Below are 26,816 nucleotides of genomic sequence, written 5' to 3' on the forward strand. Positions count from 1 at the left end.
TCGAATGCCAAGTACCTCGACCCCCACAACAGCCGCCGTTCTGACTCCTCCCGCGCGAGGAGCCATCGCGACGGTCTCTGTACAAGGCCCCGAAGCGATCGCGCTGGCCGACCACTTCTTCACCAGCCTAGGCAAAGTTTCCCTGGACGAGGCAAATGTTGGCCGAATCCTGGTAGGTCACTGGCAGGCAGAAGAGGATTCGGTAGGCGAAGAACTGGTCGTCGCCAAGTTGTCACCCGAAGTGGTCGAAATTCATTGCCACGGGGGCGTTCAAGCGAGTCAGCGCATCTTGCAGCACCTGGCCTCGGCAGGCTGCGTCATCGAGTCCTGGCAAGAGCGAACGACCTCGCTGCACGCCGATGCAATCGTTGCCGAGGCGAAGCTGGAACTCCCCCGAGCCGTAACCTCTCAGGCCGCGTTGCATCTGCTCGATCAGGCCAATGGGGCCCTGACCCGTGAAATCGTTATCATTGGCAATCTTCTCGAACAGTCGAACTTCGAAGTTGCCGAGCAGAAGTTAGCCCATCTTCTGTCCCTGGCTTCTTTCGGCAGGCATTTAACACAGCCGTGGCTGATTGTCATTGCAGGTCCACCTAACGTCGGCAAGAGTAGCCTGCTGAATAAGATTGTTGGCTACGACCGCGCGATTGTGCTCGACATGCCGGGCACCACGCGGGACGTGCTGCACGCGACGACGGCCCTCGACGGGTGGCCGGTACAGTTCTCGGACACCGCTGGCATTCGTGTGTCTGACGACGAAATCGAACAGGCAGGCATTGCCAAAGCGAAAGCGGCGATCAAGACGGCCGATCTGGCAATCGTCATGCACGATGCCACCGACGTAAAGCCAGATGAATTAGATCAGTCGCTGCGTGAGCTTCCCTCGGCTCTGCATGTGGTCAACAAGATCGACTTGGCCGGCGACATTCGCGTACCCAATTCAGGCGAGATGCTGGCGACCAGTGCCGTTACCGGGCAAGGGGTGCCGGAATTGATCACGTCGATTGTCTCTCGCCTGATCCCCTACGTCCCTCAGACGCACCAGCCGCTACCATTCACCGATCGTCAGGTCGACGGTCTAAGACAATTGCACTGCCAAGTCCAACGTCGCCAATTCGACGACGCCCTTCAGTCTATCGAGAAGCTGCATAGCGCATGAACGAGCACGACCGCGCGAAGTATCAGACCGCTCAAGCCCCCGGTCCTCAGCACCATATGGATGCGGACGATGTCATCGTCAGCCGTGACACGTTCCGAGACAATCGCATTCCGCCGGGGCAATCGCGCACGAAAAAGTGGCCGGTGCTCCATGCGACGATTGTGCCAGAGGTAACCCCAGAGACATGGTCGCTGCAAGTGCTGGGACTCGTAGAACGCCGGCTGTCGTTCAACTGGGAACAGTTCCAGAGTTTGCCTCGAGTAAAGGTCTTCTCCGATTTCCACTGCGTGACACAGTGGTCGCGTTTAGGAAACTTGTGGGAAGGCGTTTCGACACGTTACCTTCTAGAGCAAGCCGGCATACGACCGGAAGCCAAGTTTGTCCTTTGCCATGGCTACGATAACGGCTGGACGACCAACATACCGCTCGAAGAATTTTTGAGTGAAGATGCTTTGCTGGCCGATACGCATGACGGCATGGCGATCAACGCCGATCACGGCGGGCCTGTGCGCGGTATTGTCCCGAAGCTGTACGCCTGGAAGAGTGCCAAGTGGATCAAAGCGATCGAACTTAGCGCGACCGACAAGCCTGGCTACTGGGAGCAAAGCGGATACCACAACGTAGGCGACCCTTGGAAAGAGCAGCGGTTCGGCGATAGCCAGCTTCCGCCTGGCTGGTCAGACGAGCCCGACGGGATTTAGCTTTCGCCCGATCGTTTGGCAAACAGAAGCGCCGTCGCGTAACCGAGCGGATCGCCTAGTTCTTTCGAGTGTTCGGCCAGCCGTTGGAAGTTCCCCGCATTCTCGCTCAGTTCGATCAAGCTTGGCGATATTCCAATGGTGTGTATGCCTGGCGGGATCATCTCCAGAGCAGTTTCGAGGGCTTGATCGTGATGCCCCAATCGCGAGAGAAGCTCGATGTAGGTTTCGATTGCCAGCGAACCTTCACGACGAATATCCGAGGCTTCGGCTTTTTCACGGAAGTAGGCCAGGCCACTCTCGGCGCTCTCGCCTAGCAGTGTTTGAAAATAGAGCTTGTGGCTTGGGTAAAGATCGGTGAACGGAGGTGTCTGCTCGTATTGAAACGCCTGATCCAATCGCGAGCCATAGTCGACCAGTTCCAACGCTTTGCGAAGATGTACCTCGTCGCGAAGCACCCGCGAAAAGCGAACCGTCGCGGCAAGGTGGCTGGTGTCGATGTGATAGGCCGAGTTGGCAAACAGCCAATCACGTGGGGCAATGATCTCGCTCAGCGTCTTCTCTTGTGGCTCGGTTCCTTCTTGGTGCGATACATCGGCACTGACGGTCCCCATCAGTTCGGTGTAAACGTGATCGAGAAGCAGAGCGGCCAGTGGCTGCTGGGCGGCCGGAGGCATGCCGGCCAGTTGTTGTTCATAGGTAGTGACTGAATTACACGTGCCGTAATGTTCCAACATCCAGCGGAAGCCGATCTCTGGCGCGACTCCTTCATACAGGGCCACTTCGATCAGGTCTTCCAGGTTTTCTTCATCAACTTCGATCTCGTTCAGGGCTTCAATGACGGGAGCCTTGTCGCCGACCGGACGCAGATAGTACCACCCTTCACGAATTTGTCCGGCGTCCAACAACAGACGTCCGACTTCGTCGCAGGCTTCGACCAGCGCGTCTTCTAGCTTCGTTCGCTGCTCTTCGGAGAGATCTTCCGAAACACCGGGAAACAGCAGTGGCAGGCCGAGCTTCGCTCTGGCGCGCAGCTTGTACATCTCGAATAGCTGAACATGCTGCTTCTCTTGACGAAAATACTCGATCATATTTTCGATCGCCGCCAAACTGCCCGATTCTTGGATATGTTGACGGAACTGGTCAAAGACTTCCTGCGAAACCACGGAAAACCCCATAGGACACGCGATGAAACGAACAAATCACACATCTCGTATCGTAACAAGCGGCACCGGCGATGAATAGCAACACGCGGCCGTTTAGAAATTCAAGCGATCGGCAGAGTTAGCGGTACCGCTGTGATCCATGCCATTAATGATGTTGCGGATTTGGCTCAGCGTGGCCGTTTCCAGTATTCCCGAGTCAATCACATCTGCCAACATGGTGGGGTCGCCAAGCCCCATCTCGACGTCGAGTTGATGGATCCAACGCAGGCAGTTCCCGCGACTGATCACGCCGGTGGGTCGTTCGTCCTTAACGACAATGACTCGGCGTATGGCAGCTTGGCTGAGATACTCGTAGACATGAATTGCCGGATCCGATTCCTCGAAACAGACGGCTTCGCTGCGTATCATTTCCGATACCTGCATGTCACCGGCTTCCGGTTGGCGAAACGCTTGCATCAGGTCCTTTTCAGAAATGACACCAACCAGGTAGCCTTGCTGGTCGACGACAGGGGCCGAATTGACCCCCTCTTCAATGAGCAGCCGCGTGGCGACCGAAATTGTATCGGACTGGGCTATGGTCAGGATTGGTGAAGTCATGATCTCGGACGCGGTCAGGTGCTCCATGCATTCTCGCACCTGATCGTCGGACGCCAGTATTCCGTCTGATTCCTCGCAGTTCCCCAAGCACACGATGCGACGCTTGCCGGCGCTCTTGGCAGCTTTCAAGGCGATCTCCGCGTTATCAATCAACGCTTCGAGTTTAGGAACATCGTTGTTTCGTTGGGCAATCCCCATGCTCACCGAACAGTAGATCGACTCTCCATCGGCTTCGACGCCCATTTTGTTGACTAGCATTTCGATACGCATTGCAAGACGATAGGCGTTTATCTCCGCACATTCTGGCAGAACCAAGAGCAAGCGATCGCTATCCAGACGACACAAGTAGTCGATTTGACGTCCTTGAACGGCGATTGTCTTGGCCAGCTTCTGTAAAACTTTGTCACCGACCTCGACGCCATACTGACGATTGATTTCGCTAAAGTCATCGATGTCGATCACAACGCACGACATCGGTAAGTGATAGTTTCGAGACCGAACCCATTCTCGTTTCAGCTGGTCGTTCAGATAGCGAAGCGTGGCCAAACCGGTTAGGGGATCGTTTCGCTCTATGGTGCGAAGATGGTTTTCCAGTTCGATAACTCGCCCCGCCGAATTAATTCGCGCCAGCAGTTCTTCTCGGCCAATCGAATGGGAAATCACATCGTCAATCCCCAGGCGATACGCCTGCGTGGGATCTTTTAGCACTCCTTGCTCGGCCAGCACCATCGTGAAGACATACCGAGGCAAACGTTCTTCTCGGATCCAGCGGCAGAAAATCTCGGCAGAGGCCTGACCCTTCCCCCAATCGCTGATCACCACCATGGGGCAATCTTCGCGAATAAGTTGTTGGGCCGAGATATACTCGCCGCAGACGCGTACTTTCATGCCGACACTTTGCAGCCACGCCGTTATGAGCCCGATGGACGGAGAGCCATCGTTGATCACCACCGCGCTCTCGCCGCTAAGCTCAGGGACTGCTTGATGCTTGCCCCAATGGTAATTGGTCGTATGCCCTTGGGCTGCGCTCAGAAAACGTACTATGCTGTGCTGCTCGGCAGATAACACTTTGAGCTTGTCAAAGGTTTCCTCGAATGCAGTGACGATTGCCGGATCGAACTGCGTGCCGCTGGCCTCGCATATCATGGCCCGTGCCTCGTCAAGACAGATCGCATCTTTGTAGACACGCTTGCTCGAGAGTGCATCGAAGACGTCGGCCACACTGACAATCCGCGCAGCCAGTGGTATCTCGACTCCCTTCAATCCTTCCAGGTAGCCACACCCATCCCAATGCTCGTGATGATACCGAGCGATCTCGGCAGCCATGTGAAAGAACGATCCGCTCGAGCTGCTCTTAGCCGCCTCTTGAAGTGTTTCCGCTCCGATGCGGACGTGCTGTTTCATCGCATTGAATTCTTCGGCGGTCAAACTCCCAGGCTTCAGCAGAATAGCGTCGGAGATGCCTACCTTGCCGATGTCATGCAGTGGGCTCGAACGAAAGAGGTCTTGCAGAAACGAATCGTCGATCGCGTCCTGGTAAGGCCCGCTAATCCGCAGTTGTTCGGCAATCATTTGCGAATAGGCACGCATTCGAACGAGGTGTTCGCCTGTTTCCGTATCGCGTGAGTCGGCCAACTTGGCCAGGGCAAAGACCGCAATATCTTGGGTTTCTTGAATGGCCATCGAGCGGTTTTCGACAATCCGTTCGAGTTCTCGAGAATAGCCTTCGAGCTTGCGTTCGGCCGTGGTTGCTCGCATTAGAGCGCTATGCAGCCGGATAAAGACGTCAATCTTTGCGGTTAATTCCAGCCATCCGATCGACTTGTCGATGACGTCATCGGCGCCGACCGCGAACATCTGCAACCGCTGCGTTTCGTTCAGCCCTTCCCCGAGGACCAGAAGTTGGATGGGTCGACTCGCAAGTTCGTGACGGATTGTTCGACAGATTTCAACGGCGGAGTCTTCGCGCAGATGGAAATCGAGCAATATCAACGCCGGCTGAACTTGCTCGATCGATTCGCGGATGCTTGCTCCGCTTTCCAATACGTGAATCTCATGATTTTCGCTTAGGACGTCGCGCAACTTCTGACGAATCGCGTCAGTGCGCTCGATCACCAGCAATCGACACAGCATGGCCTGCCACCGTACTTTGATCAGGCAATCGTTTCGCGCCTGAGGTCTGGTCGCTAAAAAAACGCTTGTTGTTCCCTAGTTACTTGAAAACATAGGAAACTTAGACTGCTCACCATACTCGGCAACAATGGTTACCCTAAAACCCCCCAACCACTGCCGACAACAATTGCCGCAACCAGCACTGCCCGCACAACCGATGCAATCGGCAGCAAACCTTTACGTTAGCTGCGAATATTACGTGGTACGACACGATGGAAATGCAGTTCCACTTCCCCGGCTACCACGCGACGAAGTCCTTCAACCAGGCACGCAGGCTCGTTGATTTCCTGGCCAATCCGGACAATCTCGTCAATCTTGGTGCCAGGTTCTACGGAAAAGGTCTCTTGATGGACGATCTGATTGCCCGCATCAAGTTCCGGCACGATGAAATGACATGTCGCCCCGAACGTAAGCATACGAGCCTCGTTGGCATCGTGATAAGGACGAATCCCTGGAAAGCTGGGCAGAAGCCCATGATGAAGGTTGATGATCCGTCCCCCCGCATATTTCCAACAACTGCTTGCCGGCAATACGCGCATGTAGCGAGCTAACAGGACATAGTCGACGTCGTACTGGTCGAGGATTTCGATCATCCTCTCGTCATTGGCTTCGCCTTTCTCGCCGCCGATGTTTTGCCAATCGACGCCGTGGCTTTCGGCCAGGCCCTTACAGTTGTCCCGGTTTCCGATCATGACCGCTGGAATCGCGTGGATATCCCCCGCCTTGATTGCGGCAAGCACGGCTTGGGCTGGCTCGGACCGGTACGTGGTACAGATTGCGATGCGGGGACAATTACGGCGGACGTCGGCGGACCAGACACGGATAGAAAGCTTTTTGAGACGGCCTATCTCGGTCAACGCCGTTCGAAGTGAGTTGTAGCGATCGGCGTCGATATGAACCCGCAGAAACATGGCAAAGACGGCTTCTTCGTCATGGTCGTACATTTGGATTTCAGCGATGTTTGCGCCTAAACCCGTCACATAGTGAATAATCGGATCGGCCAAACCCACATTATCGGGTCCGACTGCGGTGATCACAACGAGCATCGCCAACTACCTATAGAGTTCTTAGAAACAAGGATAGAGCCCGATTCGAATATCGACCCGAACTAGGCATTGTAGCATCGGTTTGCTACCTTGTCCGAATAAGCCATACATCTTACTTATGCCACCATTTCGCCGAGGATGGCCAAAATGATCCAAAAGAAGGTTCGCCGAGAAGATCTTGGCCCAGATGAAAATCTATGCGAACACTGCACCGCCAAGTGCTGCCGCTACTTCGCGCTGCCAATTGATACACCCACCGATTTCTCTGATTTCGAGTTCATCCGGTGGTACCTGTTGCACGATCGGGCCTCGGTCTTTTTCGACGAAGGCGTTTGGTATTTGTTGGTCCACACCACCTGCAAGCATTTGCAAGCGGATTATCGCTGCGGTATCTACCATACCCGCCCTCAGATCTGTCGTGACTACACCACAGACGCTTGCGAGTACGATGACGATTGGTGCTACGAGAAGTACTTCGAGACCCCAGAGCAAATCTGGGAGTACGCCGAGGCAACCACGCTTCGCCGCCCCGGCCAAAGCTTGCGAAGCACCAAGCCGCCAGCGCTTCCGATCTTGTCTTAGCAAACATAGTCAGCAAATGCTTTTAGCCCCGAAAGGGGCTGAACCGTGGCATTCCAGGCGAACAATTGCCAAATCGAACTGTCCCACTCTTAATCCAATCGCCCGAAATCTATCGAACCCAAACCTCATGTCCAGCAAGAAGAAGCTCATCCAACCCCGTACGCTCAAGGGTTTTCGCGACTATCTGCCAGACGTGATGATGCCGCGCGAGGAGCTGATCAACACGGCTCGCCGCGTTTATCGTTCGTATGGATTCGCCCCCATCGATACGCCGACGCTGGAATATGCCGAGATTTTATTGGGCAAAGGAAGCGATGAAACCGATCGGCAGATGTACCGCTTCGAGGATCATGGCAAACGGGACGTAGGGATGCGTTTCGACCTGACGGTGCCCCTGGCCCGCTTCGCCGCGCAGCACATCGGCGAACTGGGAACCCCCTTCAAACGTTATCACATCGCAACCGTCTGGCGGGGCGAGAATACCCAGCGAGGACGTTATCGCGAGTTCATGCAATGCGATTTCGACACTATCGGCACTAAAAGCATCGTGGCCGATATCGAAACGGCACTGGTCATTCATGACCTGATGTTGGCCATTGGCTTCGACGGTTTCACGGTTCGCGTAAACAATCGTCAGGTACTCTCCGGCCTACTCGAAAAGCTGCAACTGGTCGAGAATTCGACCGAGATCCTGCGTGCGCTCGACAAGCTGGCCAAGATTGGCGCCGAGAAGGTCGCCGCTGAAATGCAAGAGACCGCAGGCGCATCTGCCGAGCAGGCCGCTCAGGTATTGAAGCTGGCAGAAATTGGCGGCTCGACCGACGAGATTCTCTCGGCACTCGACCGCCTGGTCGCTGGCAGCGAGCAAGGCGAAATGGGCGTCGGCCAACTGCGTGAGTTGACCGCAGCAACGGCCGCAGCCGGCGTCCCCGCCGAACGGCTTCAAATTGACGTCTCGATTGCCCGCGGTTTGGACTACTACACCGGGACGATCTTCGAGACCTTCCTTGGCGAGCTACCTGGCATCGGCAGCGTCTGTAGCGGCGGCCGTTATAACGATCTGGCCAGCTTGTATACCAATCAAGAGCTGCCCGGCATCGGAGCATCGCTGGGTCTCGACCGACTTCTGGCCGCCATGGAAGAGCTTGGCAAGATCGAAGCCCGGACGACACCGGCGGAAGTGTTCATTCCCTACTTCGACCAGACCAGCTTGCCGCAATATCTGCAGATCGCCGCCACGCTTCGTGCAGCTGGATTCAACGTTGAACTTTATCCCGATGCCAAGAAGCTCGGTCAACAGTTGAAGTATGCGGACCGCCGAGGGTTCAAAGTGGCCATCGTTGCTGGCGACCGTGAACTGGCCGAGAACAAGTGCCAGGTAAAGGATCTGAAGACCGGCGACACGACCGAGGCCAGCCTCGCGGGGGGTGCCAAGGAACTGATTGCGGGTATTTCTCAAATTCTGCGGCCCACCGCATAACCCCCATGACAAGGTGTTGTCACCCCTAGTTGCGATATTGAAGCCATCCAAGATCTCCGGCTTCTCACCTCGCAACTTTCCCGAGGGCAACACCGATGACGATCCGCACGAACCACTATGAAGTCGCGCTCGAAGCCTTCTTGCGTGACGAAAAGATCCCCTACATCGCCGTCGATGAACGTCGCCGATCGTTGTACGGGGCTGGCTCGCTGAAAAACCTCGATTTCATCGTCACCCCCAGCGGCAGCGAGATGTCGTGGTTGGTCGATGTGAAGGGGCGCAGATTCCCATCCGGTCGCAAAAACTGCTACTGGAAGAACTGGACCACCACTGACGACCTGCAAAGCCTGTCGCAATGGCAGCGGCTATTGGGTCCGCAGTTTCGCGGCTTGCTCGTCTTTGTGTACGAGGTCGTCGGTGATATGGCCCCGGTGCCGCAGAACCTCTTGTATCCGCATCAAGACCGACTCTACGCGTTCATCGGGGTACGGCTCGACTTGTACGTCGCGTGGGCCCGCAAGATCTCGCCACGCTGGAAAACGATGTCGATGCCCACCAAGGCCTTTCGCCAACTGGCCGAACCGCTACAGGTCACCCTCCGCACGCCGGTTGTCTCGGGAGGTGACTTCGACCATCGCCGGGCCAGCAATACGGCCCCGGCCATCGCTTGAAGAGATCGGGGCCGCCGTAAGGATGGTCCTTCATCGGAATGAGCCGCGCAAGGGGCTGGGGATTATTTGCGCTGGCTCATTTCATGAACCATATCGACCAACGCCCTGGCATTGTCGACGGGCGTTTGTTGCATCACACCATGCCCCAGATTGAAGATATGCCCTGGCCGGCCGGCAGCCTGGTCGAGGACATCCTTCGCGCGGCGGCGAAGCTCCATCGGGTCGGCCAGTAGCGACACCGGATCGAGGTTCCCTTGCACGGCGATGTTGTGGCCTATCGTTTCCCAGGCAACATCCAAGCGAATTCGCCAATCGACTCCCACCACCGCTGCACCCGTTTCGGCCAGCATCGGCAACAGGGCCGGGTTGCCGGTAGCGAAGTTGATCACCGGCACGCCCGGGGCAATCTGCGCGATGATATCCTTCACGTACGGAAGCACATAACGTCGATAGTCATCCGGGCCCAGCGCTCCGGCCCACGAATCGAACAGTTGCACGGCTTGGGCACCGGCAGCGATCTGGGCATTCAAATAACGCGAGATCGCACGCACAAAGCGTTCCATCAGTTCTCGCCAAGCACCCGGGTCGCGGAACATGAGGGTCTTGGTATTCACGTAGTCGCGGCTACTACCCCCTTCGATCGCATAGCTGGCCAAGGTAAACGGGGCCCCGGCGAAACCAATCAACGGCATGTCAGCCGGCAAATCGGCCCGCGTTTGCTTAACCGTTTCCATCACGTAATGCAGTGAGTCGGTGCTTTCCAGTTCCAACACGCGATCGACATCGGCCGCTTCGCGAATGGGGTTATGAATCACCGGGCCTTCCCCCTTGGCGAATTCCAAATCCAAACCCATGGGCTGCAAGATCGGCAACAGGTCCGAGAAAATGATCGCCGCGTCGACGCCCAACTTCTCGACCGCCGTACACATCACCTCGCTACAAAGCTGAGGATTGGCACACAGTTCCAAGAACGAAGTTTTCGCCCGAACTTCGCGATACTCCTTCATGTATCTCCCAGCCTGACGCATCAGCCAGACAGGCGTGAAGTCGGTCGGCTCGCGGCGACAAGCTTTGAGGAACGCACTGTTGTACCACGGTGCTTCTTTGTTGAGCGCGGCCTTGGTGGTCTCTTGCAGGACGGCGCGAATCTGACGCTTTCGCACGAGGATATCCTGAGATCGCTCGGCCGCAGTCGCCACCAACGGCCCCATCTTGGGATGCTCTGGCTCGACATCCACCGGGTAGCCCAAGTCACGCAGGCGTTCGCTCATCGTGGGGCCGACGCTGCAGATAACCGTACCGCGCAGGGCCGCTGAAAAGGCCTCCATCTGCCCCTGTCGCTGAGCCAACTTCAAGACGTGATTTAACTGGTTGGCCGACGTGAACAGCGACACATCGATCTTGCCGTCGATCATCTTTTGAATGTTAGCCGCCAAGGGACCAATATCTTCTGGCAAGTCCCAGTCATAGACGTGCAGTGTCTCGACGTTCGCGCCGCGGGCCTCAAGCCCCGCAACCAGGCTGGCGTTGGCGATACCATATTCCTGCACCACCAGCGTTTGGTTGGCGATGTGAATTTCGGTGTCGATCGTCTGCAAAATCTCGCGCCACGTATTGGGCTCAGGCACTTTAATGGTCGGTGTGAGCTTCACTTCCCGCATCGCGGCCACGGGCTTTGGTCCCCGGCAGATCGTGATAATATCTGACAGGGAATCCAGAAATCGCTGCTTGTCGACTTTGCGGTCAATGGCCGCCAAGAGGTGGTTAAAGCCGACACCGGTCATGAAAATAACAATGTCGATCTGTCCGGTGATGACCCGATTGGCAAAGTCGATCGCCGGCTGATTGTCATCCAACGGCACTTCGCGCATCGAAGGACTCACGTGCGCGACGCCGCCAAACTTTTCAATAATCATCGCCATTTCTTTTCCGCGACGACTCTCGAACGAGGCAACATTCAGGCCTGCGAAGTTTTTTCCATTTTCTGGCATATCGTTCTATTCCGCGTCTAGCTCTATTGGGGTGGGCGGTCGACAGGTGGTCATTCCGAGTTGAATATTCACTCGGAAACACCCCCGGACGGTCAACTTCCTCGAAGAATGCTTCCAACATCAACGGCGGAGAGCCCTCCAATTCATTGACCGGCTTGTATTCTATTCCTACGATGATGATTGTGCAGTGTACACCACCTTAAGGTGCGCAACTGCCACGCTCTTCTGATTTTAGCAGTTTGCGGTCTCGGCCGGTGAACGAAGGCTTTTCGTGAGTTCCCCTAATGCAACTTTCCTGCTTCTACTGCAGCAAGAACCTAACGGCAACTGCCGAACAATTGGGTGGCGAAGTTGTATGTCCGCATTGCGGGAATGTCGTTCGTCTGCCCGATGCCGAGCAGTTGCATAAGACCGAAGAAGACCATCAACCACGCGCCCACCACTGGCTGACCGATAGCATCTCCGGCTTTGCTTCGCTGCTGATTCACATGGGCCTTTTGTTTGTTCTGGCTGCGGTCACTTGTGATTATCGCAGTGGACTCCCCGAAGGCGAGGAAGTCTCGATCGGGGAACTCCCCGGAATTGATCTGACCGACTCTGGAGGCGATGTTCTCGATACGAGCGACGTCGAGCAAACGTCCGACACGGCCAGTCTGGACGAGTTGGTCGCCGATATTGAGCCCCCCACGGCTGCCACATCCGAGATGGGCGCGGAAGTCAGTCTGTCACAGCTACTACCCAGCGGTGCCGCAGGCGGCGCGGCAGGATCGCTAAACACCATCGGCGGAGGCGGAGGAGCCGTCGGTGCCGGCACGACCTTCATGGGAGTCCGAGCCGAAGGTTCACGAATCTGCATTATCGCGGACTGTAGCGGAAGCATGAGTGGCCCGAAAATCGAATACTTGAAAGACGAAGTCCTGGAAGCCATCCGCAGTATGCCGCGAGAGAGTGAATTTCAAATCGTCTTTTTCAACAGTCAAGCCGTTCCCTACAACATGCGTGGATGGCGAAACCCAAAACGCGATCTCGACAACGTTAAGCGTTGGCTTAACACCGTCTCGGCCCAAGGTGGTACCAATCCGATTACAGCCTTTCAAGAAGCGTTTAAGCTGACCCCTGCCCCCGATGCCATCTTCTTCATGACCGACGGTCTGTTCGAACCCGATGTTGTCCCCGGCGTGAAAGCCCTGAATGTCGGTGGCAGCAACAGGACCAAAGTTCATTCCATTTCTTTCATCGACAAGTCAGCCGAACCATTCATGAGGCAGATTGCTAACGAATCCGGAGGATCGTACCGTCATGTCTCTGCGTTTTGAAAGCCCACGCGAAAACACGTGGCGCGGGCAATGCGTGGCGGTTCTGGTCGCCGTACTTTGGTTCGTCATTCCGGTCCACGTTCAGGCCGATCGGCTTATCCTCCGAGATCTCCGTTTGCTCAGCAACATCACCGTGATTGGCTTCGACGAAGAAGGGGTCAAGGTCACCGACAACAACCTCATCCCTTGGCACGAGATTGAACTGGGCACGATCAGTCCAGACAAGCAAGCCGACTTCGATCGACTGCGGAAGGAACTGGGCGATCCCCTCTTTCGTATCCACCAACGACTGAAAGTGGGAGACTACGCCGGAGCCCGCGAACCGGCCGAGGCTATCTTCGATCGCTACAAAAATCGTGACTCCAAAGTCGCATACATGGTATGCCAGGCCACCATGTGGGGGCGACTCGCCCAAGGTGAACGCGAAGCAGCGTTGGAACCTTACTTCTGTTGCTTGCGAATCATGAAGAAGTCAGCCCGTACCAGCGAAGTGACGCAGCTGCCCGGTAGCCGATCGCTCGACTACGACAAGCAGACCGGCCTGACATCCGACATGCTGCCGATCTTCTTCGATCGCGACAAAGCTGCCCAGGCATTGCCCTTGGCCAGCACGGCGGCCACATCGATCGGCTCGAGCGCCCCCGACGGTGTGCTAGTCTATATGGCGTCGTTGGCGATTGCCGCCGAGGACTTCGTCCAGGCTGAATCGTGGCAGAAACGCATCCGCAGCGGCAATCCTACCCTGAAACAATGGCCCATTATCCTGACGGCTCAAGCACGCATTCAAACCGGCGATCTGATCGGTGCTCGGGCTGACCTTGAGCCGCTGATCCATAGCTTCGAGACCTGGAACCAACCGGTTGCGTGGTACCTGTTGGGCATCTCCGGCGCTCGCTCGAGCGAGTTTTTGCGGATCGAAAATGGCGTGCTCGATTTACTGCACATCCCTGCCCTGTATGGCAACGACTATCCCGAACTCGCTGCGGCTGCCCTGTCAGAAACTTACTCGGCGTTCAACCGCGTCCAGCAACCGGAACAGGCCCAGGACATTCGTCGGCAGCTTTTGCTGTTTTACGGCGGAACGATCCACGCCCAACAACTTCGCGAAGCGACCCAGTCCAAAAGCAACCCTTGAGAGGCACCCTGATATGCGACACAAGACGACGCCCAAGACGGGCATCATCTATTGCCTGGTACTGCTGGTAGCAGTGTTTACCGTTCAGCTCTGGGCCCAAGATTCCTCAGGGCCCGCTCCAGACTCGCCCGACACGTTGACGCTCGACGGCAACGACGAGGCCACCATCGCGCCGCGTGCCGACTACGAAGAAAAGACGCTGCTCGACACGCTCATGGATGGTGGTACTGTCGGCGTTTTGATCGGCCTTTTGTCAATGGTTGCGATCGGCTTCATCGTCGAACACTTCCTAACCATTCGCAAAAGTGTACTCATGCCGGAAGGGGTCGCTTTTGAACTTGAAGAAATGATTGCTCAGGGACGCGTCGACGAAGCACTGGAAATCTGTAAGAACCCCGAGCACGAGTCGCTGCTGACCTACGTCGTGCAAGCAGGCCTCGAACGTTTCCGTGGGGCCGAGTTTGGTTTTGCCGAATACAAAGCGGCCGTTGAAGAAGCCGGCGAGGATCAAACGGCCAAGCTCTACCGCAAGACCGAAGTGCTCGGTTTGATTGGTTCGATCGCGCCGATGCTCGGGCTCACCGGTACGGTGCTCGGTATGATCAAGGCCTTCAATACGATTGCTTCGAGCGGCGGGGCCCCGAAACCTGAAGATCTGGCCGGTTCGATTGGTCAGGCATTAGTGACGACGCTGCTAGGCCTGGTCGTCGCGATTCCGGCAATGGTGGCCTATAGCTACTTTGGAAACCGCATCGATTCGTTGGTAGCAGAAGTCGGAAAACGAGTAGAACAAATTCTGACGCCGCTAGGTCGCCGTCGCTAATCGCTTAGGGAGAATGACATGAAGCTCTCTAAGAAGCGAGTGCGACACACCAAGGGGATGGACATCACGCCGATGATCGACATCGTCTTCTTGCTGCTGATCTTCTTCATTACGGTAAGCCAGGTCTCGGAAACCAATCGCGAGAAGCTGGAACTACCAGAGCTGAAGGGTGCGAAGGATCAAAAGAAGACTTCCCTGGTCGTCAACATTAACAAGGCCGGCGAGATCGTTGTGGCCGGCAACCCAGTCCAGCTAGCCGATATAGCGTTTTTGGTGGGGAATGAACTCGAAGCCAACGGAGGCGACGCTGCCATGGTAACGGTGGTGGTTCGCGTCGATCAGAAAGCAACCTGCGAAGTCCCTAATGCTTTGGTCAAGCAGTTGGCCAGCCAAGGGATCTCTAAAGTTCGCCTCGCCGTTCAGGTACCCAACTAAGCCATGAAACTTTCCAGCCATAAACGAGCCCATAAACGCCAGATCACGCTGGAGATGACCAGTATGATCGACGTCGTATTTCTGCTGCTGATCTTCTTTATTGTCACCGCCAGCTTCACAAAGACCGAACGTGACCTGGACGCTGTGACTAAAGTGAATGAGAAGTCCAGCAGCGCCGCCGAGACCGACTTAGAGCCAGCCGTCGTGCTATTGGCTCAGGTCGACGGCGGCTGGGTCTATCAGATCGGTTCTAATAACCTCACCACCTTCGCCGAGTTGCAGGAAGTGCTCGATAAGTTTCCTAACAAAACCGACGGAGCGTTCGTGCGTGCCCCCGATGCCGCACCTTACGGAATGGCAGCCTCGGCCATTCAAGCTTGCAAGAACGCCGATTTCCCCGGCGTTTCATATGTTCCCCTAGCCAATTAAAGAGTAATCAATCTCTCACGTGTTCCCTGTACTGAAATGGCGATTCGCGTTGACACTTCTCGGTTGCATCCCATGCACCGTGATGTGCCTGATGCCGCTGCGCGCTGTTTCTGCTCAAAACGCGTTGGTCAACGACACGCGTTCTCCGCAGCAAATGATTGAGGAATATCGCCGAGTCGATGGCTATCTAAGCAAAATGAAGCTGCCCCAACAGCGGCTGCTCTTGATCGAGCGATATCTGAAGGGTGCCCTGCCGGCCAACGAGCGTGAAGAACTGCTCGATCAAGGCTCGCAGTTGTACGCGTCCCAACTGATGCGATACGCCGATGACCCGGCTCGGTCGAAACACTACCTGGAAAAGGTCCAGCAGTTTCTCGCCGACCATCCCAGTGCCGACACGCCTGCAATTCAGGTGATGCTTCTGCAAGCCGACTACAACCGCGGCGAAGCAGCCGTCACGCGTTGGCTGAATGATCCGGCGGATAAAGAGTCTCTCGTCGAGGCACGCAGCGAATTTCAGCGGATCGCTCCGAAGCTGGTCGACTATCACAAGTCGATTCAAAAACGAATTGAAGAGCAATGGGACATCATCGACCGCATGCCCTCTGGCACCGGACGAGAAACTCGCGAAAAGGTCGTGCGCGAACTGGAAGGAGTCGTCGGCCGGGCCGCGTTCTTCGGCGCGTGGTCGAACTATTACCTTTCGCTGGTCGAGGATATGCGTGGGCCATCGAAATACTCGAAGATCGCCATTGGTCTCTTTCGCGAGCTATTGGACTTGAAGGTCGATCCGAAAGCGACCACGCCTTGGCATGAAGTGGCCGATCCGAATCGAATGGGACTCCAACAGGAATGGCGAGCCCGGGCGTTAATCGGTCTCGCCATGTCTGAGATCCTGGACGACAATGCTCTCGACGGGCAGCGCTGCTTTGCACTTCTAGAGGCAGGCCCAACCAGCGCCGCGATCGCCGATCAATCCGACTATTGGTACTGTCGAGGGCTTATCAATGCCGACAAGCTCGACGAGGCGGCCAACTTTGCCAAGACGACCATTCAAGACTTTCAAGGAAATTCGTCCCCCGGCAAGACAAGTCTATGCGTGCTGTTGGCAGACACCGGACTTCGGGAAGGTGCCAATGCTCCTAAAATCCACGAAATGGGCGTTCAGGGTTTGATTGGCTTGGCCAAGCTGGGCCATCACTCGGCGGCCATTCAGTTGGTCGAAAAGTACGAGCTTGATCTCGAGACCTCGCAGGGTTTCTACATGATGTGGCTCGTCGGCCAGCAGCAATTTGCCAACGCCGAAAAGTCGAAGTCCGACGACGACTACCGCACGGCGCAAGCCCAGCTTCGCGATGCCTTGGCGGCACCCGAAGCCAAGAAAGACCTCCTTTCAGCAAGCGAATGTCGATACACACTCGCCTGGTGCAGCTACCGCCTGAACGAACACGCTGAGGCGGGCATGAATTTTCAAGATGCCGTCTCGGGGCTGAAAGGTCCCAACCCAGGGAAAGCAGCCGAAGCGGCTTGGATGGCATTTGTGTCTTACCAGGCCCTCGCCAAAGAGGAACCCCGCTACGGTCTGCGTGCCATCGAAGTGCTAGAAGATTTGAAACGTGACTTTCCCAACCATCAGTACGCTCAAAAGGCCGACTACTTCATTGCCAAGCTGCAGCAGTCTCGTGGCTCGATGACTTCTTCGATTCGGCAGCTGCAAAGTATCGCCCCGAACGATCCGAATTATTGGTCGGCCAAGTTCGACTTGTGCAACCTGCTGCGACAACAAATCGATCAGGCCTCGTCGGAAGACGAAAAGAAAGAGCTGGCACGGCAACTCAAACAGGTCGCCGACGACCTTCAATCCCGCTTAAACCAAGACTCCGCCCAGGAGGATCGCATCTCGGGCGTGGTGCGATGCCTGTTAAATACAGCCGATTTAGCCCGTAAGAACATCTTGCCTTCCGCTGATTTGGCTAATTATGTTAGTGCGGCCAAGACGCTGGTCGCTTCCCTTCCGCCAAGCGACCGGGCCTGGGTCGACTACCACTACCAGGCCCTCATGCTGGCTCGCTCCCAAAAGAAAGATACCGAGGTCGTCGCTCATGCCAACTGGCTTCTAACAAATGCGGTCGGCACTCCGTACGAGCAATCGGCGTTGATTGTCCGGGCCCTGGAAATTGATCAGCAGGTCGCCGCCACATCGACCCCGGACATGCAGCTTCTGGAAGAAGGTTTCGACATCTATAGCCGCCTGGTGAAGCATCTCGGAGCAACGTCCGGAGCGGTGAAACAAAATAAGAACGCCAAAGTGGCCTGTTCGAAGACGGCCGATTTCGCCGAGCGGCTCCAGCGCTGGTCCGACGCGGCGACTTACCTGCGTGTGCTGGTCGCTGCCTATCCCAAGGAACAAGAGTACCTGCAACGGCTGGGAAGGGTCGAGTTCACGCTGCAGAACTACGTAGGAGCCCTTGGGCTCTGGCGCACCTTGCTGGTGGGGCTCGATCAGGGGGAAGAAGCGTGGTACGAGGCCAAGTACTACCAGCTGGCCTGTCTGCTTCAAACCGATCGTGCTCAAGCCCAAACGGTCTTAGAGCAGTTTCAATTGCTGCACCCCGATTGGGGTTTGCCCCCGTGGCGCGATAAAATAAAGAAACTTGCCCAGCAGGTCTCCGGACCTGATGGGTCATAACCTGTATGTAATTCCCGAACACGTCGAATGGAATGGCTCAAGGACCGTCTTCACACTCTGCCGACCAAAATCAATCGCAGCGAATTGACGAGTTCGTTCGCGAAGCGGAAGCTTTTCTTGCTTCCCGTGGCGGAGGACACGATCCGACCGTCTTGCCGGCGCTGGCCTATCAGTTCGGTCTCTCGCGGGAAGAGTACCAGCAGGCAATGCACATCCTGTACACGGCCCCTGCTTCACCCGAGGATGCTCCTCCTCCGGTTCCCCCCCAGCCAGAACCGGTCGCAGAAACAGCTCCTGGTTCCGTAACGCTTCCGGCGGATATTCTGGCGGATGAAGCCGAACCGCCCCTCGACGACGAACTTCTGATCGAATCGGAAATCGTAGCCGAGGACGACCAAGACTACCCCGGCGTGCGGCCTCAAGACCTTTACACGTTCACCCGTCAGGCACGCCTGATTTTGGCGGACGCACGCGGGTGGTCGGAACCCGCCTTGGCCAAAATCAACTTCCTGGCCGATCAGTTTCTGATACCGCACGCCATCCGCGGCAACCTTTACCGACGACTCGACGATACCGGCTTCAATCCCACGCCCCCAACAGAAGAGGCACCAACGCCCGATCCGATGCAGGCTTTCGCCGACCAGGCGGCACCCGAGACGGACGAGCAACTCACCCAAGAGCAGCGCGAAGCGGCCGAGCAGGAAAAGGCCGAGAAGAAGAAACGGCAATCACCGAGCAAACTCTTTAAAGTCTATCTGCGGAAGGCGATGGAAGCCCTGCCGGCCAAACGCGTGAACGAGCGACGCGAACAGAAGCTCATACGCGAGGGGACGACCAAGCTCGGTCTCAGCGAAGTACTAGCCCGTGACCTACTTTTGGAAGTTGCCAAAAGCAAAGGGTTCGTGGTCGCCTCGGAAGAAGAGAAACCCGAGGAACGCGACGTAAAACAAGCCAAAGCCGAACGGTTCACCACGTTTCAGCAGCGGGCCGCCACCATCATTGCCGGGCAAGGCGGAGTCAATTCACTAACCCGCATCATGATCGCCCAGGTAGCCACCGACCTAGGACTTTCCGACCAAGAGCGTGACGCCGCGCTCGCTTCGATTCAAAAGCAAAGCGAGAAAAACGAATCGGATACACGCCAGCAACAACGTGCCGACTCGTTCCGGCAATTCGTGCGGGAACGACTCGACAACATGAGTCACGGCATCGTGATCGCGACGCTGGCCCAGCAGTTGGTGCAGATTGGCGTCGACATGCATGGCATTCATGAAGACCTGGCATGGATCGCGCTCAGAGAAGTTCTGCAAGAGGAAGACCTGCGTCTGGTGACCGTTGGTCAGGCCGAATCTCACATCAAATCTCTCGTCGATGAGTTGATGCAGGAACAAGGATTCCTCTCAATTCAAAGTCGCCAGCGTTTGTTGGCCGAGGGGGAACAGTGGGGACTCGATCACGGCAAATGCCAACAATTGCTCGAAGACCTGGTCGTTGAATACACGCGCAAGCAAAACCGTGGACATCGCCAGGTCGCCCTGATCTTTGGGGCGTTTTTTGCCCTGCTTATTTTCGGTGGCGGTTATATCATTTACCTCGGCTCGATCCCTCCGATCGGTTCGCCAACAGCCCACCATTCTCCGGGAAAGCCCGCAACCGATCTCGCCGACCCTGACCTTCCGACCCCAGCTGAAGACGACGAGCCGGAAGAACTCGTTTGGCAGCGGCAACCATGGTGGGGTGAACCGCTTTCTATCAAACTTGAGAGTCTCTTTCGAAACGAGACCTCGTTACGCCCACGTTTGACGGCCATTTGCACCGAGGACCCCAACCGCCGCAGTAATGCCTATCGAGCACTACTGCCGCAGCTGGTAACGAAGTCCGTCGCCCAAGAGGGAGAGTCGCGAGAAGCCATCCGGGATGTGGTTATGGGGCTCGTTTATGACGAACCAAGCGGCGAAGCCGTCGATGTGATCGCCCAGACGCTGACCGAAGGAATCTCGCTGAAGGATGCTCCGATCTCGGCCGCAACGCCGTTGTCGCAATTGCTAGAGAAAGCCTACCTCAGCGTAAAAACGGCTCAGCAGCCTGGCTTGCCGGAAGATCGTCGAGAGCTTTTCCTTAAGGAACTAGAGCAACAACTGGGTATCACTTACTCTGGATCGGCAGACCCCGTCGAACTCACCATGAGTGAGATGACCCGCGAGCAGTATCGCAAGATTCGCGATCTTGCCGCCAGTGATCCGAATGCGGCGGCCCGTTTACATGCCGATCTTTCCAAAATGGCACAAAGCTACCTGCCAGCGGATCAGGTGCTGGCCAAAGACAGCTTTTTGATTGCTGATATTGCCAGCCGAATGACCGAAAACTGGACGGCCTACCAGCCGGTCGTGCAGCGGGTAATTAGTTCTCAGAAGGTCGATCGCCTGCTGCCGATACTCGATGCGTTCGAGCAGGGACTCAAAAGCTCTTCCGTTCAACAGGAACTCTCTCGAATGCTGTCGCGACGGGTCAGTCGCGGATTAGATTCAGACGATCCGGTTCAATCGGCAGCGATCGTTCGTACCGAATTGGGCCTCGATGCGGTCGTTGTTCGCGACGGTGAAATGTACCGTATGTTCACGCGAAGATCCTCCTCTTTCAACGAGCAAATGCCATCCGATATCGCACCGGACGAACTTGCTCAGGAGGTGACCCAGCTAAGTTTTCTGTCGGTTCTGGGTCATGCGGCCAGCCAAGGAGATATGGGACAGCGAATCTTCGAGGAGACGCTCAAGAAGGGGGCACCGGAACTTGAGGCCGACGCGGCAAATAGTGCGAATGCCAAATCTTCGTCCACGAAGTCGCTGGCTGCGTTGTCCAAGATCGAATCGCTCGTCGAGCGACTATATCGCGCGAGCAATCCTCTGGGCCGGATTGATATCTACAAGGAATTATGTTCGCTTTCCGGCGATGTCGAGGATGTCGACTACGCCACGTCGGCTCAGTTGGCCGAATACTTGCTGGCACCCAAACCCCGCGCCGAACAAAGCCAGATCCAAAGCGGAATCCGAGCGTTCTCGCACTGGACGAACATCAAGCTGGCCATTGCCGATCAGGTACATACGGCCCGCCGCGCCGCCGACGACATGGCCGAGATCGTGAGTGGTTTGCTTGGGGAAACAGTGGTCGTTAATAACGTGCGTACCGCTCGAGAAGAACTGCGCGAACGTTTGCTACGTAGCGGGCTCGAGGGTCTCGGCAATCAGCCTGCCCAATCCGGAGAGCTTTCGCCGCAGATGGCCAACGATATGGCCGCTTTCCTCGCCGGTCACTATCGGCAGCATGCACGGTTGAGCGGCATTTCTTCTGACCAACTCGGTCCTTCCGAACTGCCGGATGCGATCGTAGCGAGATTGATCGAGATCGAACGAGCCCAACTCGAGCAGATGTCCCTTTCCGATGCCGAAGCAGCCAAGCTCCAGGATATTACTCGCCGTGAAATTGCCCTTAATTACCTGAGCGATTCGCCCATCGCATCGATGGTGGCCAAGCAGCGGGTTTGGCTACGACTGCTGGCGCTGCGTTACGCCCAAGAGCGGCCGCAATTCCACGGGCAGTTGGAACAGATTATCGACAATTTGGAACAACAAGATGCCGCCGCGACCAGCTTGATCGAACAACTACGCCATGGCGAAATGGCGTTGGTCAACGTTTGGGAACTAACCGGAGGATCGGCATGATGGTTTTCCGTACAGGCTGGAAGCGATGGTTGATGCTCTGGGCAGTCTTGCTATTTTGCGGCGATGCTTTGGGAGCCGTTGTTTATGTTAAAGGACAAAAGGAGCCAATCTCAGGCTTCGTCGAGTCTACTGACGACACGAGCATCCGCCTGCGAATAACAACGCCTGACGGTGACGAGCTACATCGCCAGATCCTGCGCAGCGAGATCGATTTGCTGCTTCAGCCGGTCAGCCCTGGCCGTTTGAGCCAACTCTCGCCAGAGAACCCCAAGGCCTACCGCGAATACGCCGAAGAACTGGCCGAAAAGAAGACCGACCCTGAAGCAGTTGAAACGGCCAAGCGTCTGTTCATGATTGCCGCCCATCTCGATCCTAAAACCGAGGGACGAAGCGCACTTCTGGGAATGACCCTGCTCATGAACGATGCCCAAGGCGTGAAACAGTTGCGAGCGATGGCCTACCTGATCGATCCGTCGCACGACGCCGCTTTGCTGGAAGGTCAGCAGCAGGAAGTCACCACCGGGGCAGCGTTGGATGAGTCTATGCGACAAGAGGTCACCAAAGTCTTGCGAATGCTACGCCAGGGCGAGCGAGCTGACGCACGGCAACAACTGCAACGAGAAGAACTACGCAGCGCCATGCGACAAGGGACAAGCAAGATTACACCCGACGAGTGCCTGGCGCTTGTGCAAGGCCTTTGTCCTGGCTGCGGACAAGGGAAGATCCCGCCGTATATGCTCCAGAAACTCGTCGCCGCAGAGCTCGAACTTAATACCAGTCAGGCAGCCAACGACGTTCAGCCAAAGTGGGGATTCTATCTCAGCGAAACGTTTCAAAAACCGTTGCCGGTCTTATCTCTGGCCAAGGCGATCGGCTTCGACCCTCGGCAGTGTGTCTACCGCGACGGAGCGTGGGTGGAGCCCAAAAAGTAACCGCGCGGAACTAGGGAGCGATGAATTCGTCGCTGAAACGACGGACATACGAAGGATCGATTTCCGAACCTTCTTCTTCGCCGAAGTAATAAACGTTCGAGTCGGAAATGTGACGATCAGCCACATGGGCAAACAGGTACGCGGCCGCTGCGGTGCGAATGTCGTCGATCATGTCTTTCCAATTCGTTTCGCCACGCTTCTCTTGGTGGACTTTCATCAGATGGATACCGAACTTGGTTTGGATCGGTCCGACGAGTTCACCAACCGGGCGAGCAAACGCAGCTTCATGGATACGCGGATCGAGCGGCCCATGATGCTTGATCCAGCCCATGTCCCCGCCGTCAGCGGCGCTGGGTGCTTGCGAATGCTTCTTGACTGCGTCCTCGAATGAGATTTCGCCTTGTTGGATACGATCGCGAAGGAACACGGCTTCACGAAAAGCGACATCCCAGTCGAAATCCTCGAGGTTCTCTGGATTCCCAAAATAGACTTGCGAGACGTGCCGGGACGTACCGTCGAACCGTTCGTAATTCCGTTCGAAGTAGCGTCGCAGATTCGCTTCGGTCAGATAGCTTTTCAAGTAGCGTGTCCAGGCGATTTTCCAGGCCAGATTGCGACGAAGCATGGCCTGATCGACCTTGCCAGAAGCGAGGAACTCGTCGAGTGACTGACCACGTGCGGCAAGCGACTGCTTGACCTCAGCGAGGGCCAAATTAATATCTTGCTCGGAAGCGCGGAAATCGGTCGTTTGTAGATAGGAAAGGATAACCTGGCGGCGTACCAGTTGCGACATTACCGTCGAGCGATAGACGTGCAGCGCGGTATCCGGCATTTCGTCGAACACATTCAACCGCTCTAAATAACGTTCGATTTCGACATCGTAGATCGGTACGTCGTTGACGCTGGCTACTACCATCGCCCCGGTGGAAGGATGAATGAGCGTCTCTTCTGGCAGATAGGGCCCGATCGACGACTCAAGATCGCCCGACAAGCTCCATTGGTTCGCAACTTCTGGCAAGACAATCAAGCAGATCATCACTAAAAGGAACGTTGGCGATCCGATCCAAGGTTTTGACGACATGGCTTGTTCTCAATTCTTTCGGATTCTGGTACCACGTGTCGGGAAGCCCCGCCAACTTGGCTTCCCGTTGAAATTACGGCAGTGGAATATCGGTCAACTCAAAGGATACCGGCAACGAAATAATCGACGCCGGAGACCGATACACAAATTGGAAATCGCCTACTTCTCGTTCTAATACAAACTTGTACGACATCCCCACGGTATCGACGTCGCGGTAGGTTTCTTCAAACCCGGCGATATCGATACGTTCCCCGTCGGGGCCCTGCAAATATGCTTCGTTGTTGTAGACCCAACCGCGATGCGATTCGAGCGCGCCCTGCTCGTTCAACAATCGCAGCAGGATACTTGCCTCCCAAACGTCGCCATTACGTCGAAACGATTCCAGGACAACCTCGATCGTTCCTCTTGAGTCCTTCACATTCCGTGCGGTCTCTAGCTTATCGAACATGAACGTTTCGACCCGACCCGGCATCAAGGCCACCATCTGTCCGCTAAGGGTCGAAATCTTCTGCGATCCTCGTTCGACACCTCCGAGGGGAAGCTGAATATCCACGGCCGAAACGCCTTGCAGCACTTCCGTATCGAGCGAACCGGTCTGGTCTCCGGAGGTCAGGCTCTTGCCTTGCTCGTCTTCGATCTTCAATTGATCTAGCGGTAACTTAATGACAATCGGCTCGACGCGAGGTTCCCAGGCAACCTGCAAATTCAAAAACGTCCCACGCTGCGAGCGATCTGAAAGATTCAGAAACGACTCGACGCGGGTTGGTTCAAAGCGAAAGATCTCGCTCGTTCGCACCAAGGGGTTCGGCTCGCCAGAGGACGACTGCCGCGTGACAAAGGCCAGCACATTGGGCTGCCCTGCGTAGTGATAGGCCTCGAGGTTTGTTTTGGCGAACAGCTCTTCAACCGCCTGCCAGAAGGGAACTTCCTTCCAGTCGACGCTGACTATGGTGGTTTCCGCGCGCTGCCCAAAGTTGGAACGATAATCGACTAGCTTGTTCTCGGTCTGCTCCTGAATCGCCCCCAAGATATCGGCCAGCGGCTTATCCTCGACGGCGAGCGTGATGTGAGATGCCTTAGCGGCGCTATCAGCACGGGCCTTTTCCAAAATGGTTCGAATCCGCTGGAGCCGGGCCTTGGCCTCGGCCGGCGTGCTTGGCTTGACCTGCGGAAGATACTCGATCGCTTGATGACCAAGCTCGATAATCTTCCGTTCAGCGCGATCGCGATCCTCTAGCGTGTCAGAGTCTAGCCGACGTGCCCAAGCTTTGACTTGGTCCGACAAACTAGGCTCTGCATCTTGAGAATGAAGCGGTAGCGCGAGCGCAAGCACAAGGCCCACCCACATGATGGTTCGAAGCGCGTCCATGAATAGAGTTAGGAATTTCTTCCAGAAAAGGGTCCATTTGAGATGAGGTGAGCAATCATTCTAGGGATTGTGGCGACAAGTTTCCAGCGAATTCCCTGAAACTTTCCCCCTCATTTGTAGGGGTTTTTAGTCGCGCGTAACCTACGCTTGTAAGGTATTTACTATTCCCCTGACATAAACACCGGGATTGGACATGAAGTTCCTAAAGATTGCTCTGCTGAGCGCAACTTTATCCTGCCTGACATTCGGACCGTTTTTTCTGGCCGAAACTGCTGCCCAGCAAACGACTTACCCGGTAATGATCCAGCTTGATCTGAAAGACGAAACCATTCAAGCCACCCCGGTGCTCGCGACCGAACAAAGGGTCATCATGCTCGGCCGTGATGGTCGCATGTGGGATTTTGCTCCCCAGAGTGCTTCCAACTTCGTGCAGCTAGCAACCTCTTTTCGTCCTTTGCCGCAATTCGAGATGCGCGGCGATCTGTTGGCCGAGTTCGGCAACGGATACGACGTCACCGGAACAGGCAACTACCTGGTCGTGCATCCAGCCGGCCAGAAAGACGCGTGGGCCAGCCAGTTTGAGAAGCTGTTTCGATCGTTCCATCGATACTTCGCAGCACGAGGCATTCATCTGCAGCGGAACGAATTCCCCTTGGTCGCGGTCGTGTTCCCGGACTTTCGTTCGTATCAAGAGTATGCCGCCAAGGATGGGATGCGAGTTTCGCCGGGACTGGTCGGGTACTACTCTTCGCTCACCAATCGCGTGGCCCTGTACGACGTGACCCACGGCAACCACGATAACCCGGCATGGTCCGACAATATGGCCACAATCATTCACGAGGCCACCCACCAAACGGCCTTCAACACCGGTGTTCACAGCCGCTATGCACCGCAGCCGAAGTGGATGGTGGAAGGACTCGCAACCATGTTTGAAGCACCCGGCGTGTGGGATTCGCACAACCATGCAACCCTCCGCGACCGCGTCAACAAAACTCGGATGCTCGAGTTTCTGGAGTATGCCAAGACTCGTCGGCCTGCGAATTCCATGGCCCAGTTCATTGCTACCGACGACGCCTACTACAAACGCCCAGCGACTGCCTATGGCGAAGGCTGGGCAATGGTCTTCTACCTCATCGAAACACGTCCCCGCGAATTCGCTGCGTATGTCCGAAAGGTTGCCGCGCGCTCAGCCGACCAAGACTACACGGCAGAAGAGCGTCTGCGCGACTTCCAAAGTGCGTTCGGAAGTAACTTCGATCAGTTGGAAGCACACTTTCTGCGGTATATCACCGACCTGCCTAATAAGATGTAAGCCAGGCAGCTTTC

At 56.0% G+C, this 26,816-nt stretch carries 20 protein-coding genes; 14 read left to right on the forward strand and 6 right to left on the reverse strand.

Annotated elements, in window-relative coordinates:
• Nucleotides 1-4 precede the first annotated feature (4 nt).
• Together HOV93_RS02725 and HOV93_RS02730 are read left to right on the forward strand one after the other, a co-directional pair.
• A complete protein-coding gene (locus HOV93_RS02725; RefSeq protein ID WP_207394890.1) occupies nucleotides 5-1,159 on the forward strand; it encodes a GTPase in 1,155 nt (384 codons plus the stop codon).
• The gene (locus HOV93_RS02730) at nucleotides 1,156-1,860 is read left to right on the forward strand and encodes a sulfite oxidase-like oxidoreductase (protein WP_207394891.1); all 705 of its coding nucleotides are present in this window, start codon (nucleotides 1,156-1,158) and stop codon (nucleotides 1,858-1,860) included. Before HOV93_RS02725 ends, HOV93_RS02730 begins: the two co-directional genes overlap by 4 nt.
• Here HOV93_RS02730 and HOV93_RS02735 read toward each other — a convergent pair.
• The 3 genes from HOV93_RS02735 to HOV93_RS02745 form a co-directional block, all read right to left on the reverse strand.
• On the reverse strand, nucleotides 1,857-3,035 hold the full coding sequence (locus HOV93_RS02735) for a hypothetical protein (protein WP_207394892.1): 1,179 nt from the start codon (nucleotides 3,033-3,035) through the stop codon (nucleotides 1,857-1,859). The two genes, HOV93_RS02730 and HOV93_RS02735, sit on opposite strands and share 4 nt — an antisense overlap.
• A gap of 81 nt (nucleotides 3,036-3,116) precedes the next feature.
• Nucleotides 3,117-5,753: a diguanylate cyclase domain-containing protein gene (locus tag HOV93_RS02740; protein WP_207394893.1), complete on the reverse strand. Its 2,637-nt coding sequence runs from the start codon at nucleotides 5,751-5,753 to the stop codon at nucleotides 3,117-3,119.
• 221 nt (nucleotides 5,754-5,974) lie between these two features.
• Nucleotides 5,975-6,838, reverse strand: coding sequence for a formyltetrahydrofolate deformylase (locus HOV93_RS02745; RefSeq protein WP_207394894.1), 864 nt, complete (start codon nucleotides 6,836-6,838; stop codon nucleotides 5,975-5,977).
• A gap of 147 nt (nucleotides 6,839-6,985) precedes the next feature.
• On the opposite strand from HOV93_RS02745, the gene HOV93_RS02750 reads away from it, so the two are divergent.
• The 3 genes from HOV93_RS02750 (at nucleotide 6,986) to HOV93_RS02760 (ending at nucleotide 9,571) form a co-directional block, all read left to right on the forward strand.
• Nucleotides 6,986-7,420 (forward strand): YkgJ family cysteine cluster protein, encoded by a 435-nt coding sequence (locus tag HOV93_RS02750; RefSeq protein ID WP_235989701.1) that lies wholly within the window; start codon nucleotides 6,986-6,988, stop codon nucleotides 7,418-7,420.
• Nucleotides 7,421-7,547: 127 nt separating this feature from the next.
• Complete coding sequence (gene hisS / locus HOV93_RS02755) at nucleotides 7,548-8,900, forward strand: histidine--tRNA ligase (RefSeq protein WP_207394896.1); 1,353 nt, start codon at nucleotides 7,548-7,550, stop codon at nucleotides 8,898-8,900.
• A 95-nt stretch (nucleotides 8,901-8,995) separates the two neighbouring features.
• A complete protein-coding gene (locus HOV93_RS02760; RefSeq protein ID WP_207394897.1) occupies nucleotides 8,996-9,571 on the forward strand; it encodes an HYExAFE family protein in 576 nt (191 codons plus the stop codon).
• Nucleotides 9,572-9,633: 62 nt separating this feature from the next.
• Here HOV93_RS02760 and hemE read toward each other — a convergent pair whose 3' ends face one another.
• On the reverse strand, nucleotides 9,634-11,562 hold the full coding sequence (gene hemE / locus HOV93_RS02765; RefSeq protein ID WP_207394898.1) for a uroporphyrinogen decarboxylase: 1,929 nt from the start codon (nucleotides 11,560-11,562) through the stop codon (nucleotides 9,634-9,636).
• A 284-nt stretch (nucleotides 11,563-11,846) separates the two neighbouring features.
• Between hemE and HOV93_RS02770 the strand changes: the two genes are divergently transcribed.
• The 8 genes from HOV93_RS02770 (at nucleotide 11,847) to HOV93_RS02805 (ending at nucleotide 23,040) form a co-directional block, all read left to right on the forward strand.
• Entirely contained in the window at nucleotides 11,847-12,878 is a 1,032-nt protein-coding gene (locus HOV93_RS02770) for a vWA domain-containing protein (RefSeq protein WP_207394899.1), read from the forward strand.
• Nucleotides 12,862-14,013: a hypothetical protein gene (locus HOV93_RS02775; RefSeq protein ID WP_207394900.1), complete on the forward strand. Its 1,152-nt coding sequence runs from the start codon at nucleotides 12,862-12,864 to the stop codon at nucleotides 14,011-14,013. Before HOV93_RS02770 ends, HOV93_RS02775 begins: the two co-directional genes overlap by 17 nt.
• Nucleotides 14,014-14,026: 13 nt before the next feature.
• Nucleotides 14,027-14,836, forward strand: coding sequence for a MotA/TolQ/ExbB proton channel family protein (locus HOV93_RS02780; RefSeq protein WP_207394901.1), 810 nt, complete (start codon nucleotides 14,027-14,029; stop codon nucleotides 14,834-14,836).
• Nucleotides 14,837-14,854: 18 nt separating this feature from the next.
• On the forward strand, nucleotides 14,855-15,271 hold the full coding sequence (locus HOV93_RS02785) for an ExbD/TolR family protein (protein ID WP_207394902.1): 417 nt from the start codon (nucleotides 14,855-14,857) through the stop codon (nucleotides 15,269-15,271).
• Nucleotides 15,272-15,274: 3 nt separating this feature from the next.
• The gene (locus tag HOV93_RS02790) at nucleotides 15,275-15,700 is read left to right on the forward strand and encodes an ExbD/TolR family protein (RefSeq protein WP_207394903.1); all 426 of its coding nucleotides are present in this window, start codon (nucleotides 15,275-15,277) and stop codon (nucleotides 15,698-15,700) included.
• 91 nt (nucleotides 15,701-15,791) lie between these two features.
• On the forward strand, nucleotides 15,792-18,389 hold the full coding sequence (locus HOV93_RS02795; protein WP_207394904.1) for a hypothetical protein: 2,598 nt from the start codon (nucleotides 15,792-15,794) through the stop codon (nucleotides 18,387-18,389).
• A gap of 32 nt (nucleotides 18,390-18,421) precedes the next feature.
• Nucleotides 18,422-22,108 carry a hypothetical protein gene (locus HOV93_RS02800; RefSeq protein ID WP_207394905.1) on the forward strand — a complete coding sequence of 1,229 codons (3,687 nt, stop codon included), beginning with the start codon at nucleotides 18,422-18,424 and terminating at the stop codon, nucleotides 22,106-22,108.
• On the forward strand, nucleotides 22,105-23,040 hold the full coding sequence (locus HOV93_RS02805) for a hypothetical protein (protein WP_207394906.1): 936 nt from the start codon (nucleotides 22,105-22,107) through the stop codon (nucleotides 23,038-23,040). Before HOV93_RS02800 ends, HOV93_RS02805 begins: the two co-directional genes overlap by 4 nt.
• 10 nt (nucleotides 23,041-23,050) lie before the next feature.
• Here the strand turns inward: HOV93_RS02805 and HOV93_RS02810 are convergent, their stop codons facing one another.
• Nucleotides 23,051-24,121, reverse strand: coding sequence for a peptidylprolyl isomerase (locus tag HOV93_RS02810; protein WP_207394907.1), 1,071 nt, complete (start codon nucleotides 24,119-24,121; stop codon nucleotides 23,051-23,053).
• A 73-nt stretch (nucleotides 24,122-24,194) separates the two neighbouring features.
• Nucleotides 24,195-25,490, reverse strand: coding sequence for a hypothetical protein (locus tag HOV93_RS02815; protein ID WP_207394908.1), 1,296 nt, complete (start codon nucleotides 25,488-25,490; stop codon nucleotides 24,195-24,197).
• 193 nt (nucleotides 25,491-25,683) lie between these two features.
• Here HOV93_RS02815 and HOV93_RS02820 point away from each other — a divergent pair, with 193 nt between their 5' ends.
• Nucleotides 25,684-26,802, forward strand: a complete 1,119-nt coding sequence (locus HOV93_RS02820) for a DUF1570 domain-containing protein (protein ID WP_207394909.1) — start codon at nucleotides 25,684-25,686, stop codon at nucleotides 26,800-26,802.
• Nucleotides 26,803-26,816: the final 14 nt, after the last annotated feature.

The organism is Bremerella alba, assembly GCF_013618625.1.
Lineage (GTDB): Bacteria > Planctomycetota > Planctomycetia > Pirellulales > Pirellulaceae > Bremerella > Bremerella alba.